The following is a 17,986-nucleotide window of genomic DNA, read 5'->3' as shown; positions in this document are numbered from 1 at the left end:
TAGAAAATATAGAAAAACAAGCCCTTTGCATAAGCAAAAGACTTGTCATACGGAACTTTATTTTTTCTTCGATAACCAATCAGCTACTTTAGTGGCTTGATCAGCTGGAACTATATTAGCAGGCATATTGCCCTTTCCTTTCGAAAGAATTTCTTTAATTTCATCCTTTGAAAGTTTCCCACCAATTTTTTGTAAGTTAGGTCCTACTGCCCCTTGTAACTGATCACCGTGGCAGCTCGTACAGCTTTGCTTCACAATATCCTCTGGTTTTGATGCTGTTTGTGCTGGCTTCCCGCCATTTTTTGCATCAGCTAACTCTTTAGATTTATTTAGCCCCTGAAATGAAAATACAAACATAACGATAATACCCAATGCTGCAATAAGAGCGAACGGAATCAGCGGATTACGTTTCATATCTCTTCTCCCCCCTCTATACCCCTAAATAGTTAGATGATTCAGTCATTTCCATTGTACTTGAAAACGCTCTATCAGAAAAGAGAAAACTACTACTTGTTAAAAATATTCCATAAATTCAGTTTATTGTTTTTTATTGTCATATAGCTTATTATTTCGATAATTATTAACGTTTCTCATCATATTTTTCGCTTTTCTACATATATTTTTGTATAGAATAAACAAAATTAATCGAAAAATCGAAAAATGAGCATTTGCAAATCAAAAGACAATTCTGTAAAATAAATTACAAGAAATTGTAATCGTTGCCGATAGCTAAATTTTAACAAAAATTAACAAAATAAAAAAGTTTACTTCACAAAGGTGAAGTAAACTTAAAAAATAACCTATTCTAAGAAATCCTTAAGACGCTTACTACGACTTGGATGTCTTAATTTGCGAAGTGCTTTTGCTTCAATTTGACGGATACGCTCTCTCGTTACGCCGAATACTTTCCCAACTTCTTCAAGCGTACGAGTTCGTCCATCATCTAAACCGAAACGAAGACGCAGAACATTTTCTTCACGATCTGTTAGTGTATCTAACACATCTTCTAATTGTTCTTTTAGCAATTCATAGGCTGCATGGTCCGCAGGCGATGTTGCTTCTTGGTCTTCAATAAAGTCACCTAAATGGGAGTCATCTTCTTCACCAATTGGTGTTTCAAGAGAAACTGGCTCCTGTGCAATTTTTAAGATTTCACGTACTTTTTCTGGAGCAAGATCCATTTCTTCACCAATCTCTTCAGGAGACGGTTCGCGACCTAAATCTTGTAATAATTGACGTTGTACACGAATTAACTTGTTAATCGTTTCAACCATATGAACTGGAATACGAATTGTTCGCGCTTGGTCCGCAATCGCACGTGTAATAGCTTGGCGAATCCACCAAGTTGCATACGTACTAAATTTGAAACCTTTACGATAATCGAACTTTTCAACAGCTTTAATTAGACCCATATTACCTTCTTGAATTAAGTCTAAGAAAAGCATACCACGGCCTACGTAGCGCTTTGCAATACTTACTACAAGACGTAAGTTTGCTTCTGCAAGACGACGTTTCGCTTCTTCATCGCCTTCTTCAATACGCGTTGCAAGTCGAATTTCTTCTTCTGCAGATAGTAAGTCTACACGACCAATTTCTTTTAAATACATACGAACAGGATCGTTGATTTTAACCCCAGGTGGTACACTTAAATCATTGAGGTCAAACTCTTCTTCTGTTTTTGTAATTTGGCGATTATTAGGGCCTTCTTCGTTGTCATTATCACCAACTAAGTCAATGCCTTGTTCACCTAAATATTCATAGTATTCATCCATTTGATCGGATTCAATTTCAAATCCATTCATGCGTTCTGCAATCTCTTCATATGTAAGAACGCCACGTTTTTTTCCGAGCTCAGTGAGTTGTTCTTTCACTTGCTCAAGGGTCATTTCAGTTTCAATTTGTTTAGAACGAGCTGGTTTGTCAGCCATCTGTTCCCCTCCTTACGCGAGATACAAACATTCATTATACTAAAACTTTATCAAAAAAGCTATTTTCTCGCTTTTTGATTTTGTAAATATGCTACATAATATTTAGCAGCCTCTACAGGATCTGTTTTTTCCATTTGTTTCACTTTAAAGATGATCTCCATCTTTTCAAGTTTTTCCTGATGCCGTCTAAGCGTCTCCAAATGGCCTTGCAACACTTCTTCTGTGTATTCTGGATTAATAAATTCATCCGTCGAAATATCAGTGATAATATTTTTCAACTTTTCATCAGAGAGCCAACTTAAAAATGTTCCGACTGAAGGTTCATTTCCCTTTTCATAATATGCGTATAGTTCATATAAAATCCCTTTATGTTCTTCTGTATGAAAATCTTCTATATGGGATTCCATACGAACAGCTACTTCTGCACTTTGCAACATATGGTAAATAATTTCTCTTTCCGCTCTTTCAAAACCTGTTAACTTCGGTTTTGTTTGAACGACTTGAGACGGTTTAGCAACCTGCTTTATTTGTTTTTGCTGTACCTTTTGTTCTTTGCGATATTGGTGCAATTGATTCAAAAGTGTTTCCATTGAATACGAAAATTCTTGCGATAATGACTTCAAATATGACTCTGCCTGCATCGCATCTTGTAACAACGATAACTCTTTTAAAACACTTTTCACATATTCTTCTTTGCCAGACTCATCTTGCAAATTTTTCCCTAAACGCAAATAATTTATTTTAAAACCAACAAAACTCACACTTGATTTCACAAGATTTTCAAAAGCGGTAGTCCCATATTGTTGCACATATTCATCAGGATCAAGCTTATCTGGCAAGGATGTGACTTTCACTTGGCAACCAACTTTTAGCAATAATTGCCCTGCTTTCATCGTCGCTTCTCGCCCTGCTTTATCACCATCATAGCAAAGAACAACAGTTTCAACGTTACGTCGCAGAAGTTTTGCTTGTTCTTCAGTTAAAGCTGTTCCCATTGTCGCAACAGCTTCTTCCACACCACTTTTTACCGCAGCTAGTACATCGGCATATCCTTCAAAAAGAACCACTTGCCCACGCTTTCTAATAAACGGTCTTGCTTGGTGGAAGTTATACAACAATTTACTTTTGTGAAAAATCGGTGTTTCAGGGCTATTTAAATATTTCGGAGTGTCATCCCCTAACGCCCTTCCACTAAACGCTATCACCTTACCTTGTAACGTATAGATCGGGAACATAACTCTTCCACGGAAGCGATCGTAATGACTACCATCCTTCTCACTTCTTATTAGAAGGCCAGCTTGTTCCATACTAGACAGCGATAAACCTCTTTTTTGTAAAATTTTCGTCGCCGCATCCCAAGCAGGTGATGCATAACCAATTTCAAACTTCTCAATCATCTCTTTCGTAATACCACGGTTTAATAAATATGAAAGTGCTTCATTTCCCTCTTCCGTATTTACTAATAAATGATGATAATACTTTTTCAATAATTCATGAGCTTGTTGCATGATGACAGTGTCATCAGATATGTCTTCTTGTTGTCCTTGTCCTGATGTGTACTCTGCAACCGCAATTCCATTTCTTTCGCCTAGCTTTTGAACAGCCTCGGTAAAAGCCAGTCCTTCCATTTTCATTAGAAAGGAAAATACATTTCCACCTTCTCCACATCCGAAGCAATGAAAAATTTGCTTATCAGATGAAACAGAGAATGAAGGAGAATTCTCACCATGAAATGGACAAAGGCCGAAATAGTTACGCCCCTGTTTTCTAAGTTGAACGTATTCACCAATCACTTCTACAATATCGGATGATGTCCGAATCTGTTCAACAACTTCTTCGGGAATTCTGTTCCCCATAACTCCATCTCCGTGTCGTATTTTGTATTCGATATAAATTAAAAAATTCCTTTATAATTCGACAATATTTTTCTAAACTTGTTAGAAAGTGTTGCCGATTACATTGTATAAACGATTTTGAACCTTTCCTATAGGTCCTTTATCTGTATAAATCGCATATACATACTTGCTATATAAAATTGTATACATTTGCTCATCTGTTACAAATGTATCTCTTAGAAACAATACATATACACCTTTTTACAAGAAGAGTAGCAAGCCACATATACTGTTTGATCTTGAGATCTGTAACATTTGCATGTTGATCCATATAACAATCAAATCCATTTTGTTCAGTATCTACAAAGATCCAATTGCCTTGCTATTTCCTTAAAGGATGAGCATATGATGCGACAAACAAAATTCCGACATGAAATTCCGCTCCAACTTGCACAATTTCAGCCTTCACGGGATATACATCTACACCAACTAATATGTTGTTGATGTTTTGCATATTTCTGTATTCTACATCCCTTCTGTGAATCCTTCCATAATGTGCGTTTTCTTGTATAGATTTTGTCGATTTAACGTAATTACATGTCTTTTTCGTAAATCCTATCCCTAGTTTATTCTGAAAAATTAAAGTCTAAACGTAAAATATAGGTTTTTATCACAATTTTTTATTATAATATATTTTCTTCAACTACGCTACATATCCCTTTATTTTTTCATCTTACATTTCAGGATGACAAACTCACACCTTGAATATACTAAAAGACAAAGGAGTATAAGTATAACCATTACACTACAATCTATTACAAAATCCATAGGTATCATATTTCACACGAGCGAAAAAAGCACATTCACCTTTGGTAAATGTGCTAAAACATTTTTTGGTTTTGCACTGCATTCACAATAATATTTGCTGTTTCTTCAATCGCTTTATTCGATACATCGATTACTTGGCAATTTATTTTACTAATTACCTCCTCAAAGTGATCAATTTCTTCTTGAATACGATTAATATTTGCATATGTTGCTCCATCACTTAATCCAAGTGATTTTAATCGTTCTTTTCGAATATGATTTAACTTATCTGGCGTAATTTTCAAACCGAAACATTTTTCTTTTGCCACTTGATATAGTTCTTCAGGTGGGTCGACTTCTGGCACGAGTGGTACATTCGCAACTTTCAAGCGTTTGTTATGAGCTAAATATTGGGAAAGTGGTGTTTTTGATGTACGCGAAACACCAATCAACACGATATCTGCTTTTAAAATACCTCGTGCATCTCTGCCGTCATCATACTTCACAGCAAACTCAATCGCTTCAATCTTTTTAAAGTATTCTTCATCTAACCTACGGACAACACCTGGCTCATATCTCGGCACTTGCCCCGTAATTTCTTCAATTTGATCAATAAGAGGGCCGATAATATCGTATGCCTCTACCCCTTCTTTTGCAGCCTCTGTTACTAAATACTGGCGCATATCAGGCTTAACTAACGTAAAACATATAAGTGCTTGATTACTCTTAGCAATCGAAATCACTTCTTTTAATGTCCCTGTATCTTCTACATACGGTACACGTCTAATATCAGGAGCAAACGGGAATTGCCCCATTGCTGCTCGAACAACCAAATCAGCCGTTTCCCCTACAGAGTCAGATACGACATATACGATTTTATTATCCATTACATTACCTCACTTTAAACAAATTACACTTATTCGTTATTTACTAAATTTACAAACGCACGTGTAATATTTGTTTTTGTAATTCGCCCAATCACTTCTAAACCTTGTTTCGTATCTTTTACAACTGGCATTGCATCAATCTGTCTTTCTATTAATTCCATCGCAATATCATATAAAGAATCCTCTCTACGACACATCGCAATGTTTGGCATCCTTGTCATGATAATATTAACCGGAAGAGAGGTTAAATCCTGCTTTCCTAAGCTCGCTCTTAATAAATCTTTACGAGACACAACACCAACTAATAGAGTCATCTGATCTACAACGAACAATGTACCAACGTCCTCTAAAAACATCGTACAAATTGCATCGTATACGGAAACATTTTTATCAATTACAACCGGTCTAGATTGATAATCTTGTACTTTAATTTTCTTAACAGCTTCAGATAATAGCTGCCCCCCAGTTTTACCCGTATAAAAATAACCTACGCGTGGACGTGCTTCTAAATAACCAGCCATCGTTAAAATTGCTAAGTCTGGTCTTAGCGTCGCACGTGTTAGACCCAATTGCGCTGCAATTGATTCCCCTGTAATAGGACCGTGATCTTTTACAATCTGAATGATATGTTCTTGCCGTTTATTCAGCTCTATGATAATCACCACCTTTAATGCACAACGAAAAAAGTTATACTATCTCCTAAATATTATATACTAAATATGCTATTCGAAAAAGAAAGTATGTAAAAAGGACCGTATACGGCCCAAAATTATATTTGAAACTTATCAAGTTGTTCTAAAAAACGTCTTGATTTCAAATAAATTCCGCAATATTCATCATAATATGTATTCAATACTAAACGCATTTGTTTTTTTGTGCTATCCTTTACCGATACATTTCCGAGCCTATGTAAATCGAAATGGAAGAAAAGACGTAATAATTTATGAACAGCTTCTCCTACCGGTATACGATATGGGTCTTGCTCTGCATGACGTGAGCACAGAAAACCGCCTTCCCTTACGGAGAAGGCGACAAAGTCTGTTTCTTGATGACAAATCGCACATGTATCAAAGTACGGGCGCATCCCTAATACCGGAAGCATTTTCGTTTGATAAATTAATGATAATACTTCTGGATCAACACCCTCACACATATAATGCAACGTTTGATATAACATTTCAAATAAATATGGATTATGTTTTTTATCTTCTGTTGCTTTATCAGTTAACTCAACAATAAATGATGCATAAGCAGTTAAAAATATATCCTCGCGAATTTCTTTCATAGTTGAAATAATCTCGCCTTGTTGCAATGTTCCAAGCCCAGATCCCATTTGAATAAGAAAATGGCCATGTGTCATTAATTGCGACACAGATGCTAATCGGCTTTTCGGTTTTTTTGCCCCTCTTGCCATTGCACTTACCTTACCAAGTTCTCTTGAGAATATTGTAACAATCTTGTTCGTTTCTCCGTAATCTGTCGTACGGATAACGATGCCCTCAACTTTTTGAAACATGTTCGTCACCATCCAAGGTTTGAACAAAACGGGTCAAGAAATTGGAGAGTCTAGATGCGCTAGCTCCTCTTCATGTTGATCCATCTCATCGTTTACGTCTTTTTCCATTTCTTTCAAAAGCAAGTACGTTTCAATGCTTCCTGTTTTGGAGAAAAACTTCCAGGTAAAATCTAGCATAAGAATCCACCTTTCTCAATAAGCGTAGCCTATAAACCAATTTCCTTTGTTGTTATTAAATTGACCCATTTTGTCCATTTTCATGTGAGAAAAATTTTTCCTAATTTATCAAAGTTCATAAAAACCAATAATCAGTGGATGAACCAACCATCCACTGATTACAACTTTACTCTATTTTAGTACTCATCCTCGCGGAAACCTAGATCACGAAGCTGAGACATTTTATTACGCCAATCTTTTTGCACTTTTACCCATACTTCTAAAAATACTTTAGAACCAAGTAGCGCTTCAATATCAAAACGAGCTCGCTTACCAACTTCTTTTAACATTTTTCCTTGTTTTCCGATGATGATTCCTTTTTGTGATGCACGTTCAACAACAATCGTTGCATTTATATAAACTGCCCCGCCCTCACGCTTTTGAATCGCATCGATAACAACAGCCACAGAATGCGGCACTTCTTCACGTGTTAAATGTAGTACTTTCTCACGAATAAGCTCTGCAATAATAAATCTCTCCGGATGATCCGTTACTTGATTCTCTGGATAGTATTGTGGTCCTTCTGGTAAATACTTTTTAATTGTTCCAATTAAAGCGTCCACATTATTACCGTCTAACGCAGAAATTGGTACAATCTCTGCAAATTCATGTAGTTTACGATATTGATCAATTAACTCTAGTAATTGCTCTGGATGAAGTTGGTCAATTTTATTAATGACTAAAAATACTGGTTGTTTCGTTTCTTTTAATTTCTCAATGATGAATTCCTCACCACGACCAAATCCTTCAACTGCATTAACCATAAACAGAACAATATCAACTTCTTTTAATGTCGTTTGCGCCATCTTTACCATGAAGTCGCCTAATTTATGTTTAGGTTTATGTATTCCTGGTGTATCAATGAAAATAACTTGTGCATCATTTTCTGTATATACACCTTGAATTTTATTACGAGTCGTTTGTGGCTTATCACTCATAATAGCAATTTTCTGGCCGATAATACGGTTTAAAAATGTAGATTTTCCAACATTCGGTCTGCCAATAATAGAGACAAAACCTGATTTATAACCTTTTCTATTCATGTAAATCCTCCGCTAAAAATGCTCCTGGTAACAATTCTCCGACTGTCGTCTCTTGAACGTCACCATGTAAGTTTGATAAGTATACTTTCGTATCCTGTTTACATAATTCTACCATAACTTGTCGACATGCTCCACAAGGAGGTACTGGGCGCTTTGTATCTGCTACAACCGCAATGGCTACAAATTCTTTATCTCCTTCAGAAACCGCCTTAAATAAAGCTGTTCTTTCAGCACAATTACATAAGCCATATGATGCATTCTCAACATTACATCCACGATATACTTTTCCACCGCGCGTTAATAATGCTGCACCTACTTGAAATTTAGAATATGGTACGTACGCTTGTTTACGCGCTTCGATTGCTTCTAGAATTAATTGTTTACTATTCATATTCCCGCATCCTTCCTGTTCACAGCTATGAAGAGATACACTCTCTCATTAAAGGCCCTTACAGCACTTCCAAAGCTTAATAAAAGCTTCGGAATGCAACTATACCATATACGGTAAAAAGATAATAGCACCAATTATAACAGCTATAATTGCAAACAATAAAACCGCTCCTGCCGCAACATCCTTTGCAATTTTTGCAAACGGATGAATATCGGCAGTCGCTAAATCTACCGTTTTTTCCACAGCCGTATTTACCATCTCTAAACTCATTACACTCCCTATTACAATAAGTAATATCATCCACTCTATTTTCGTAATACGGAAATAAAAGCCGCAGCATATAACAATGACTGCGGCTAAATAATGGATTTTCATATTTCGTTCATGACGAAAACAAAAGAATATACCAGCTATAGCATATCCAAAACTATCTATAAGTTTTCCTTTTTTCATCGTCCTAATCCAAAAGCTTCTAAAATTTCTTTTTGTCTTCCGAACATTTCTTTTTCATCTTCTTCTGTCATGTGATCATAACCAAGTAAATGTAAAAAGCCATGTAACGCCAAAAATCCAAGTTCACGATCGAAAGAATGTCCGTACTCTTCAGCTTGCTCTTTCGCCCTTGGAATAGAGATAATAAGATCCCCTAACATGCGCGGCATCTCTGCACCAACAATCTCCATTTCTCCTTCTCCCATCTCTTCCATGGCAAAGGATATTACATCTGTAGGTTGATCTTTATCTCGGTAATCACGATTAATTTCTCTAATGCGCTCATTATCTACAAATGTCACCGATACCTCCGCACCATCCTCGATATTTTCCATTTGAGCTGCTTTTTCTAACACTTCACGAATTAAACTCATATACTCTTCTTTTACTTCTTCTGTTTCATCAATAAAATCAATTAACAAACTCATTCTTTCTCCTTTTCTTCCGGAGGTTCCGGATATGTAATACGCGAATGGAAAATACCATTTAACGTTTCACACAACGTTTTTCCAACGATTTGTAGTTCCTTAAACGTCAAATCACATTCACTAAATTGACCGTCTTGCAGTCGATCTTTAATAATACTTTGCACCAAATTATTAATTTGTTCTGGCGTTGGGTGATTCATAGAACGTACCGCAGCTTCTACACTATCAGCAATACCAACAATTGCCGATTCTTTCGAAGTTGCTTTTGAACCTGGATAACGGAACATCTCTTCTGTATATTTTTCTTTATCTTCTTTAATAGCTTTATAATAAAAATATTTCAGTAACGTTGTACCGTGATGTTGCCCAGCGATATCAATAATTTCTTGTGGAATATGATATTCTTCGAGCATTCTTACTCCATCCGTTACGTGAGCAATTATAATATCTTTACTCGTTACAGGATCTAATTTATCATGCGGGTTTTTAATTCCCATTTGGTTTTCAATAAAGAATTGCGGTTGTACTGTTTTTCCTACATCATGATAATATGCCCCTACACGCGCTAATACACCATTTGCCCCAACTGCTTCACAAGCAGCCTCAGAAAGATTCGCTACCATTACACTATGATGATACGTCCCTGGCGCTTCTAACAAAATTCTGCGTAAAAGCGGATGATTTGGACTTGATAGTTCCATAAGCTTCATACTTGATACGATTCCAAGTCCACTTTCTAAATATGGTAAAATCCCCATAGCCAAAACGGATGATATAATCCCTGAAAGTGAAGCCATTAATAATTGCGTACCAATTTCAAGAGGCGAAAAATTCCCATTACGTAATAATAAGAGCGCCGCTAATACGACTACATTTAATACAGAAACGAGTATACCAGCTTGTAAAATCATTGTACGACGATTTTTTTCTCGCAAGAAAATACTAACTGATAATGAACTTAACAATACGTAAATCCCTACACTATAATTTAATGTACTCGTTACTCCTTCATTAAACATAATACTTCCGCATACAGAAAAAATCATACTCGTTAAAAAGACAAATCGATCACCAATCATTAGTTTTACAAGTATTGTTCCCATCGCAACTGGGACAACATATGCAATCCCTGCGTATTCAAGTTTTTGAAACAAACTAATGATTTTCATTAAGACGATTGTGATAGACAGAATTGTAATATACGCTAAAACATACGGTCTATCTTCTCTTTTTCTCTTTAAAAATAATTCAAATTGTTTATGCATAAAGTATAGTAATACACCAATGAGTACCGCTAATCCAACATAAGGTTGAAAGCCGTTCCCTTTTTCTAACAAACCAACTAATTTCAACTGATTATACACATCACTTGAAATCGTTTCACCTTCTCTAACAAGAACTTGTCCTTGAAGAATATAAACAGGTGGAACTAAATCTTCCTCTGCTTTTCTCTTCTCTTTCGTTAAGATCGGGTCATAAAAATAGTTCGCTGAAATTGCATATCTTCCTAGCGCCTTAATTGACTCTTTTAAACCATTATCAACATTAACACTATTCATCTCACTTACATATCGTTCTTTCGCATCTTTCAATTCGTCCATTTTAATATGCTCAGTCATGATACTATTAATCGCTGTGACCGCAGCATCTTTCGCTAATACTAATTGGCTCGAATCTGCATTAATCAAATTTAGTAAGTTTGAATCAGATAATTCTTTCGTTAAGTCAGCGGGTAGTTTCTTTTTTAACTTATCCACTTTCTCAGCATCAGTCATCTTTTTTTGATCATCCGGTCCAACAGCTTTAATCTCTTGCACCACTTCATCCACTTTAGCAAAGACGTCATTCACAATATCAACTTTGTTTTGTTTATACTCACTTTTATATGTATATTGATCTTCAACTTTTGTAGCGGCTTCTTTTTTCTTTTTATCCGTTGTAACTTTATCTTCAATTTTTATAGGAGAATGGATTGTCTTTTTCGCAATAGAATACATATTAACATCTAATTGTTCTGGTTTTACATTATTCATAAGCGCAAAAAACAGCACTGCTCCTAACACAACGTAAGAAATCCAACTTAGTTTTTTCGAATGTTGTAAATTACGAAACCACTTAGAAATTTCTTGAGATCTTGACATGATTTCAATACCTTCTCCTCTCCAGAAATAAAGTGAAACTATTTATAGCTTTCATTTCTTCTACCCAACGATACTTTGAGGCAACATTTTACACACCAGTACCTATAGTTTATTTTCCTTATCTTTCATGATAGTAAAAAATATGACATTCGCCAACCTTATCATACAAAAAGAAATGATCCTGACAAATAGGATCATTCCATTTTATCATATGCCTCAATAATACGTTGCACCAATGGATGTCTCACAACGTCCGTTTGTTCTAATGTAATAAATGACAAACCTGATACACCAGATAAAATATTAGCAGCTATAGATAGCCCTGATTTTACCCCTTTTGGCAAGTCTACTTGTGAAGGGTCCCCTGTAATAACCATTTTAGAGCTAAAACCTAATCTTGTTAAAAACATTTTTATTTGAGCACCCGTTGTATTTTGAGCCTCATCTAAAATAACAAATGAATCATCAAGCGTACGCCCCCTCATATAAGCAAGCGGCGCGATTTCAATTACTCCTCGCTCCATCATACGCTGCGTATATTCTTGTCCAAGAATATCATGTAAGGCATCATATAATGGACGTAAGTATGGATCTACCTTCTCTTTCAAATCCCCTGGTAAAAAACCTAAATTTTCTCCAGCTTCTACAGCAGGTCTTGTTAAAATAATTTTCTTTACATATCCTTGTTTTAAAGCTCTCACAGCCATTACTACAGCTAAGTATGTTTTTCCAGTTCCTGCAGGTCCTATCCCAAAGACAATATCATTCTTCTTCATCGCATGAATATATCTTCTTTGCCCCATTGTTTTTACACGAATGGATTTACCTTTCGCAGTCTTGAAAATTTCTTCTTCATATAACTCTTCAAATTGAGCAATTTTCCCTTGTTGCGCGAGCTGAATTGCATACGCAACATCTCTCTCTGAAATTGATATACTTTTACGAATTACAACAAGTAATTGCTGTAAGATTTTTTCTACGAGTGTCACCGTTTCAACTGCTCCAGATACATGGACAGTTTCTCCTCTAGTTACGATCGATACATTCAGTTCTCGTTCAATTACTTTTAAATGTGCATCATTGACTCCAAAAAGAGCGATTGCTTCGTTAGTATTTTCCAATTGTTGGTTCATTTCTACTAATTGTTCTGCCATTACTCAGTCTCCTTGAATATCGGATTCGGATATTGGTTGTGGCTCTGCAATATTTTCAACCACAGTATAATGCAATGTGACTTTTAGTTGATCCGCCTCAACCTCTTTACTCAAAATCTTATCACTTACAATCATAGCATGTTCATCCAATTTTTTCTTTAGTTCTTTTTCGGCCATCTCCTTCGCTACTTTCAGCGCTTGCTTTTCTGTATATTCTCGATTCGCTTCTTCCTCTTCTCTCACAACATCTTTTTCATATGCAATCGGCAGTGTAAAACCAAATAATTTCACATCATGCTTTACACTTTCAGTACGAGAGCGTTTATACTTATCATGCTGAAATCCCCATATTTTTATTTTCGTATCCCCAAATTTAAGAAAATGTTCATTGTATACATTACCAGTATACACTTGGAATTGCGTCTTTAGCGGAACATCTACCTTAGATGTATACCACGTTTCGCCATACACAATACCTTTCGCTGAAACAATCGTCGGACTTTCCTCATTACCATATATTCCCGATACGAGAATCTGCCCTTTTTCTACATGATCATTCTTCAGTACAACCGGCTTTCCAACTTCTACAAACGTTTTTGTAATAATCGCCTCTTTTTTTGCTACTAAATTTTGCGGCCTTTGTTCCTTTTCTTTTTTCGGTTCGTTTTTTTCAACAATTTTAAAATGATACGTCGTTCCTCTTACTTCTAGTCCCGCCCAAGTAATGGCATTAATATTATCTGTCAAATGGCGTTGTACATCTTCTACATTCGGCATTTGAAATTGTAGTTTCCCTTTTTTAATACCCATTTTATCCAATTCTTTCATCAATATATATTCTGTTTCGGGTTTTGCTCCTGTAATTTCAATTTTCCAAACCATATTTGACATTGCAATCACGCCAAAAAAGAAAATTAAAAACCCAATTAAAAATCCACTATTTTTAATTAAACGCTTATTCCAAAAAGGAAAACCATAACGTCCAATAAAATATAATTTACATTCATTTTTTCTATAAATTGGTTTTATTTTTTTCACATCGCGTAACAACATACAAAAAACTAACGTTTCATCAGCTATTTTCTTAACATCCCAAACTAACAAATTCCTCCGTACACATTCATTAACAAACCGTTCCGCTCCTCTACCTTCAATCCGCACTTTTACATATCCAAGCCACTTTATAAACCATTTATTTTTCATTTACCACCTTCACTGCCTTTCTAAAAGTAGATATACTACTTTTTATTTGAAGCATTAAAATAGCTCGTACTAAAATGAAACAAATTAAAACTGTAATCGGTCTCTATCAACGAAACTTTTACAGGATAAAGAAGAAAAACTTCACAAATGGAAGTTTCACTTCAATCACCTTTTTTTTCATTTTCTAAAAATGTTACTTGCTCAATTATCCCTTCGAGCAAAAGCTCTTCTGGAAGAATCGTTTTAATAACAAAGGATTGTCCTTTAATTAGTAATTGACCATGTTTTAAAAGCAATCGCACTTCTTTATCTGAAAACACTAATAGCCCCCGATGATTTTCTATATAAATATGTATTTGCCCAACAAGAGTAATCCGAGGCAGATCCATTAATACATCCACTGGTAGGTCTACTTGTTTTGTTAACCAATTTTTCATTTGTTCTAATTTCTTCATCTCGAAAGACCCCCTCCTCATCCCATATATATGTATTTCTTCACAAGTGCCTATCGTGTTATAACGACTTCACTAACATAACTATATTCTGTAAGAGTTCATCTCATGTTAATTAAAACAGTCGCTATATGAAATCATATTTATCAGGACAATGATGGATCAGAGAATGTTACCCATAATAATAGAAGTATTAATACAAGAATATGCGCCCTCAGGGGATATCAGTACAAGTTAAATTAAGAAATTGAGCCTAGCAAGAAGTTGGAAACTTGAAAAAACCTGTTACAATTCGTTCTGGACGTGACATACTGACCATAGAATAAGTAGTTGTCATTCATTAGACAAATGAGATAAAATCCGAAAAAGGAAATTTCTCCACTCTGAATTTTGCGGTGTAAGTAAGAATATTTTATAGGTGGTTGTTATATGAATTTCAAAAAAATATTAGGATTCATTAAAAAACAAAAAAATGAATTAATAAGCGAAGAAATACGAAAGGAAATTGGATTTAGTCAAGAAATTTTGAATGTTATAAAACAAGCTACTAACAGCAGCATCCAGCCCTTTTATGCAACTGATTCAAAATCTAAAATAGCCGGAGTCTCTTTCGTTACCTTTGAGGATTATGCTGAACAGCAAGTTATAAAACTTCAATCTGAGGTTCAGAAACTTGGATACTTAGCTTTTATTTGCGAAAGAAGTTTTAGTCAAGGAAGTAAGAGTGAGTGTAGAATTGCAATTACACAAGGAAATGACCAATTTGATATCCTTACAATCCAACAAACAAATGGCGTTAATTACGAAGTTAGCAATATAGATGTTATTTTTAAACTAAGAAAATGGAATGATCGCTATCCTTTTATCATAATCGGTGCAGATCATGACTGGGTTGATGCCATTTTTAGCGCGTTTCCTACATGCAATCTTTCGCGCAAGAAATGTATGAATTTTGTCCAGATATAGTGGAACAAGGAACAGAAAGCATTGAGGAGTTAGTCGAAGAAATTAAGAAAACGAAAAAGCTTTTTTTTATGGTGGGATTAATCATAACTAAGGCCGTTACCTTTTTTTACATACCAGAGGCGTTTCTATCACTTACAGAAACGCTTTTTAAGCAATATAGCGTTTTTCCTTAATAAGAACAATAAAAAAACGTCTCATACGAAATGAGACGTTTTTTTATGCTAATAGCTGGATAACCAACTTATTCACAAGTGATCCGTCTGTTTTACCTTTTACTTTCGGCATAACAGCAGTCATCACCTTACCCATATCTGCTTTAGAAGTCGCACCAACTTCAGAAATAACTTGCTTGATTACATCAACTAGTTCTTCTTCAGTTAATTGCTCTGGCAAATATGCGCTTAAAATCTGAATTTCACTTTGCAGTTTATTAACAAGGTCTTCACGACCAGCTTTTTTAAATTCAAGGAGGGAGTCCTTATACTGTTTTACTTCACGAGCTAAAACTGTTACTTCCTCTTCTTCAGTAAGAGTATGTTGCAGTTTAATACCTTCATTTTGTAAAGCAGCCTTAACCATACGAATAACGGTTAATTTTTCTTTTTGTTTATTCTTCATCGCTTGTTTCATATCATCGTTTAAACGACCGAGAAGACTCATAACTTACACCCTCTCTTAGAATTTACGCTTTCTTGCCGCTTCAGATTTCTTCTTACGTTTTACACTTGGTTTTTCATAAAACTCGCGCTTTCTTGCTTCAGCAAGTGTACCAGTTTTAGAAACCGATCTTTTAAAACGGCGAAGTGCATCCTCCAAAGACTCGTTTTTACGAACGACTGTTTTTGACATTCTCTTTCCCTCCCTCCGAAACATCACACTTACATACTAACTTCAGCATGCAAAAAGAAACACTTCTTCAGCATGTCTTTTACGATTATAATACATTTTATCACTTCAGGTCAACTATTTGGCAGAATAAAAGAAGAATAGAAGCATTTCCTTTTCAAAAGTTATACAAATAGCTAGTATCCTTCTTTCATGAAGACAACTATATTTTTATCATTTCAACTTTTTTCATACAGGGATGCACGAAACGCCTCTCCACCTTCTAGTACTTAACCGCTTCAAATAAAGAAAGCATGCAAACCGTTTCCGGTTGCACGCTCTTTTTTATGCGCTTGCTGATTCTTTTTTCACATCATCTTCAAGAACACGAACAAATTGCGCTTCGTTATATGGATAGCCAGCTTTCGTAATTTTCACTTTCACTAGCTTACCAATTAATTCTTCTGATCCTTCAAATACAATTTTCAAGTAGTTATCTGTATACCCTACATATAACCCTTCACGGTCGCCGTCTTTAAATTGCTCTTCTGGAATGATTTCAAGCACTTCCCCTTCAAACGCTGATGCATATTCTTTCGCTAATTGATTAGATAGCTCAATTAAACGATGAACACGATCGTTCTTCACATCTTCAGGAACTTGATCTTCCATGCGTGCTGCAGGTGTTCCTGTACGTTTTGAATAAGGGAACACGTGTAACTCAGAGAAGCGGTTCTCTTTAATGAAATTGTATGTTTCCATGAATTCTTCTTCTGTTTCACCTGGGAAACCAACGATTACGTCAGATGTAATCGCAAGGCCTGGTAACGCTTCTTTCAAACGATCTAAACGCTCTTGGAAGAATTCCATCGTATATTTACGACGCATACGTTTTAATACAGTATTAGAACCAGATTGCAACGGAATATGCAAGTGACGTACAACTACTTCAGATTTATCTAACACTTCAATTACTTCATCTGAAATTTGACTCGCTTCAATAGAAGAAATACGAAGACGTTTTAATCCGCCTACTTCCGCTTCCATATCACGAAGTAATCCAGCTAAGTTATAATCTTTTATATCTTCGCCGTATCCACCTGTATGAATACCCGTTAATACGATTTCTTTATAGCCTGCATCCACTAATTGTTGTGCTTGTTTAATAACCTCTTTTCCATCACGAGAACGCATTAAACCACGCGCCCAAGGAATGATACAGAATGTACAGAAGTTATTGCAACCCTCTTGTATTTTTAAAGACGCACGTGTACGATCCGTGAAATAAGGTACATCAAGTTCTTCGTACACACGTGTTTTCATAATATTGCGGACAGCATTAATTGGTTGACGCTCTTTACGGAATTCTTCGATGTAACCTAACATCTTTTCACGATCCTGTGTACCAACTACAATATCTACACCTGGAATCGCCATAATTTCAGCTGGAGATGTTTGTGCATAACATCCCGTTACGCAAATAACTGCATCTGGATTTTGACGCACAGCACGTCTGATTACTTGACGGCTTTTTTTGTCCCCAGTATTCGTTACTGTACATGTGTTAATAACATATACATCAGCTTTCTTTTCATATTCTGTTCTTTCATAACCACCTTGTTTAAACAATTGCCAAATGGCTTCTGTTTCATAGTGGTTTACTTTACAACCTAACGTATGGAACGCAACAGTTGACATTGAT

Annotated in this window: 20 protein-coding genes and 1 pseudogene; 1 reads left to right on the top strand and 20 read right to left on the bottom strand. The window is 35.6% G+C overall.

Annotation, left to right across the window (positions count from 1 at the left end; translation table 11 throughout):
* Positions 1-57: 57 nt before the first annotated feature.
* From cccA to yqfC, 17 genes are all read right to left on the bottom strand, one after another.
* Positions 58-414, bottom strand: coding sequence for a cytochrome c550 (cccA, locus tag MRP26_RS05375; protein WP_000828142.1), 357 nt, complete (start codon positions 412-414; stop codon positions 58-60).
* Positions 415-800: 386 nt separating this feature from the next.
* Entirely contained in the window at positions 801-1,928 is a 1,128-nt protein-coding gene (gene rpoD, locus MRP26_RS05370) for an RNA polymerase sigma factor RpoD (protein WP_000764066.1), read from the bottom strand.
* A 59-nt stretch (positions 1,929-1,987) separates the two neighbouring features.
* The gene (gene dnaG, locus MRP26_RS05365; protein WP_000528221.1) at positions 1,988-3,784 is read right to left on the bottom strand and encodes a DNA primase; all 1,797 of its coding nucleotides are present in this window, start codon (positions 3,782-3,784) and stop codon (positions 1,988-1,990) included.
* 81 nt (positions 3,785-3,865) lie between these two features.
* Positions 3,866-4,009 carry a hypothetical protein gene (locus tag MRP26_RS05360; protein WP_000479734.1) on the bottom strand — a complete coding sequence of 48 codons (144 nt, stop codon included), beginning with the start codon at positions 4,007-4,009 and terminating at the stop codon, positions 3,866-3,868.
* A 136-nt stretch (positions 4,010-4,145) separates the two neighbouring features.
* Positions 4,146-4,277 carry a hypothetical protein gene (locus MRP26_RS30750; RefSeq protein ID WP_002024806.1) on the bottom strand — a complete coding sequence of 44 codons (132 nt, stop codon included), beginning with the start codon at positions 4,275-4,277 and terminating at the stop codon, positions 4,146-4,148.
* A gap of 367 nt (positions 4,278-4,644) precedes the next feature.
* Positions 4,645-5,457, bottom strand: a complete 813-nt coding sequence (locus tag MRP26_RS05355; RefSeq protein ID WP_000368944.1) for a pyruvate, water dikinase regulatory protein — start codon at positions 5,455-5,457, stop codon at positions 4,645-4,647.
* A gap of 29 nt (positions 5,458-5,486) precedes the next feature.
* Entirely contained in the window at positions 5,487-6,119 is a 633-nt protein-coding gene (gene ccpN, locus MRP26_RS05350; RefSeq protein WP_000583756.1) for a transcriptional regulator CcpN, read from the bottom strand.
* 107 nt (positions 6,120-6,226) lie between these two features.
* Entirely contained in the window at positions 6,227-6,973 is a 747-nt protein-coding gene (gene recO / locus MRP26_RS05345; RefSeq protein WP_000487009.1) for a DNA repair protein RecO, read from the bottom strand.
* Positions 6,974-7,006: 33 nt separating this feature from the next.
* The gene (locus MRP26_RS05340; protein ID WP_000883924.1) at positions 7,007-7,150 is read right to left on the bottom strand and encodes a YqzL family protein; all 144 of its coding nucleotides are present in this window, start codon (positions 7,148-7,150) and stop codon (positions 7,007-7,009) included.
* Positions 7,151-7,326: 176 nt separating this feature from the next.
* Entirely contained in the window at positions 7,327-8,232 is a 906-nt protein-coding gene (gene era, locus MRP26_RS05335) for a GTPase Era (RefSeq protein ID WP_001080230.1), read from the bottom strand.
* Positions 8,225-8,623: a cytidine deaminase gene (locus MRP26_RS05330; protein WP_001086285.1), complete on the bottom strand. Its 399-nt coding sequence runs from the start codon at positions 8,621-8,623 to the stop codon at positions 8,225-8,227. The genes era and MRP26_RS05330 overlap by 8 nt, the downstream gene beginning before the upstream one ends.
* 99 nt (positions 8,624-8,722) lie before the next feature.
* Entirely contained in the window at positions 8,723-9,076 is a 354-nt protein-coding gene (locus MRP26_RS05325) for a diacylglycerol kinase family protein (RefSeq protein WP_069356207.1), read from the bottom strand.
* The gene (ybeY, locus tag MRP26_RS05320) at positions 9,073-9,543 is read right to left on the bottom strand and encodes an rRNA maturation RNase YbeY (protein ID WP_000054684.1); all 471 of its coding nucleotides are present in this window, start codon (positions 9,541-9,543) and stop codon (positions 9,073-9,075) included. The genes MRP26_RS05325 and ybeY overlap by 4 nt, the downstream gene beginning before the upstream one ends.
* Positions 9,540-11,684 carry an HD family phosphohydrolase gene (locus MRP26_RS05315; RefSeq protein WP_000091513.1) on the bottom strand — a complete coding sequence of 715 codons (2,145 nt, stop codon included), beginning with the start codon at positions 11,682-11,684 and terminating at the stop codon, positions 9,540-9,542. Before MRP26_RS05315 ends, ybeY begins: the two co-directional genes overlap by 4 nt.
* Positions 11,685-11,878: 194 nt before the next feature.
* Complete coding sequence (locus MRP26_RS05310) at positions 11,879-12,838, bottom strand: PhoH family protein (protein WP_000840520.1); 960 nt, start codon at positions 12,836-12,838, stop codon at positions 11,879-11,881.
* A 3-nt stretch (positions 12,839-12,841) separates the two neighbouring features.
* Entirely contained in the window at positions 12,842-14,041 is a 1,200-nt protein-coding gene (gene yqfD, locus MRP26_RS05305) for a sporulation protein YqfD (protein ID WP_000792498.1), read from the bottom strand.
* Positions 14,042-14,202: 161 nt separating this feature from the next.
* Positions 14,203-14,496: a sporulation protein YqfC gene (gene yqfC / locus MRP26_RS05300; RefSeq protein WP_000732269.1), complete on the bottom strand. Its 294-nt coding sequence runs from the start codon at positions 14,494-14,496 to the stop codon at positions 14,203-14,205.
* Between the two features lie 426 nt (positions 14,497-14,922).
* Between yqfC and MRP26_RS05295 the strand changes: the two are divergent.
* Positions 14,923-15,632 (top strand): annotated as a pseudogene (locus MRP26_RS05295) (DUF4253 domain-containing protein).
* A 43-nt stretch (positions 15,633-15,675) separates the two neighbouring features.
* Here the strand turns inward: MRP26_RS05295 and MRP26_RS05290 are convergent.
* From MRP26_RS05290 to mtaB, 3 genes are all read right to left on the bottom strand, one after another.
* Positions 15,676-16,119, bottom strand: coding sequence for a GatB/YqeY domain-containing protein (locus tag MRP26_RS05290; RefSeq protein ID WP_000054582.1), 444 nt, complete (start codon positions 16,117-16,119; stop codon positions 15,676-15,678).
* Between the two features lie 15 nt (positions 16,120-16,134).
* On the bottom strand, positions 16,135-16,308 hold the full coding sequence (gene rpsU / locus MRP26_RS05285; protein ID WP_000048061.1) for a 30S ribosomal protein S21: 174 nt from the start codon (positions 16,306-16,308) through the stop codon (positions 16,135-16,137).
* Between the two features lie 321 nt (positions 16,309-16,629).
* The gene (mtaB, locus tag MRP26_RS05280) at positions 16,630-17,982 is read right to left on the bottom strand and encodes a tRNA (N(6)-L-threonylcarbamoyladenosine(37)-C(2))-methylthiotransferase MtaB (protein ID WP_000108679.1); all 1,353 of its coding nucleotides are present in this window, start codon (positions 17,980-17,982) and stop codon (positions 16,630-16,632) included.
* Between the last annotated feature and the right edge of the window lie 4 nt (positions 17,983-17,986).

Origin of the sequence: Bacillus sp. CCB-MMP212 (assembly GCF_022748145.1) — a bacterium.
Classification (GTDB): domain Bacteria; phylum Bacillota; class Bacilli; order Bacillales; family Bacillaceae_G; genus Bacillus_A; species Bacillus_A cereus.
This window is presented reverse-complemented; position numbering and strand designations above follow the sequence as displayed.

Excerpts from the sequence above, each read along its gene's own strand:
- cccA (WP_000828142.1), bottom strand. The coding sequence starts at position 414 with ATGAAACGTAATCCGCTGATTCCGTTCGCTCTTATTGCAGCATTGGGT.
- rpoD (WP_000764066.1), bottom strand. The coding sequence starts at position 1,928 with ATGGCTGACAAACCAGCTCGTTCTAAACAAATTGAAACTGAAATGACC.
- dnaG (WP_000528221.1), bottom strand. The coding sequence starts at position 3,784 with ATGGGGAACAGAATTCCCGAAGAAGTTGTTGAACAGATTCGGACATCA.
- MRP26_RS30750 (WP_002024806.1), bottom strand. The coding sequence starts at position 4,277 with ATGCAAAACATCAACAACATATTAGTTGGTGTAGATGTATATCCCGTG.
- MRP26_RS05355 (WP_000368944.1), bottom strand. The coding sequence starts at position 5,457 with ATGGATAATAAAATCGTATATGTCGTATCTGACTCTGTAGGGGAAACG.
- recO (WP_000487009.1), bottom strand. The coding sequence starts at position 6,973 with ATGTTTCAAAAAGTTGAGGGCATCGTTATCCGTACGACAGATTACGGA.
- MRP26_RS05340 (WP_000883924.1), bottom strand. The coding sequence starts at position 7,150 with ATGCTAGATTTTACCTGGAAGTTTTTCTCCAAAACAGGAAGCATTGAA.
- era (WP_001080230.1), bottom strand. The coding sequence starts at position 8,232 with ATGAATAGAAAAGGTTATAAATCAGGTTTTGTCTCTATTATTGGCAGA.
- MRP26_RS05330 (WP_001086285.1), bottom strand. The coding sequence starts at position 8,623 with ATGAATAGTAAACAATTAATTCTAGAAGCAATCGAAGCGCGTAAACAA.
- MRP26_RS05325 (WP_069356207.1), bottom strand. The coding sequence starts at position 9,076 with ATGAAAAAAGGAAAACTTATAGATAGTTTTGGATATGCTATAGCTGGT.
- ybeY (WP_000054684.1), bottom strand. The coding sequence starts at position 9,543 with ATGAGTTTGTTAATTGATTTTATTGATGAAACAGAAGAAGTAAAAGAA.
- MRP26_RS05315 (WP_000091513.1), bottom strand. The coding sequence starts at position 11,684 with ATGTCAAGATCTCAAGAAATTTCTAAGTGGTTTCGTAATTTACAACAT.
- MRP26_RS05310 (WP_000840520.1), bottom strand. The coding sequence starts at position 12,838 with ATGGCAGAACAATTAGTAGAAATGAACCAACAATTGGAAAATACTAAC.
- yqfD (WP_000792498.1), bottom strand. The coding sequence starts at position 14,041 with ATGAAAAATAAATGGTTTATAAAGTGGCTTGGATATGTAAAAGTGCGG.
- yqfC (WP_000732269.1), bottom strand. The coding sequence starts at position 14,496 with ATGAAGAAATTAGAACAAATGAAAAATTGGTTAACAAAACAAGTAGAC.
- MRP26_RS05290 (WP_000054582.1), bottom strand. The coding sequence starts at position 16,119 with ATGAGTCTTCTCGGTCGTTTAAACGATGATATGAAACAAGCGATGAAG.
- rpsU (WP_000048061.1), bottom strand. The coding sequence starts at position 16,308 with ATGTCAAAAACAGTCGTTCGTAAAAACGAGTCTTTGGAGGATGCACTT.
- mtaB (WP_000108679.1), bottom strand. The coding sequence starts at position 17,982 with ATGTCAACTGTTGCGTTCCATACGTTAGGTTGTAAAGTAAACCACTAT.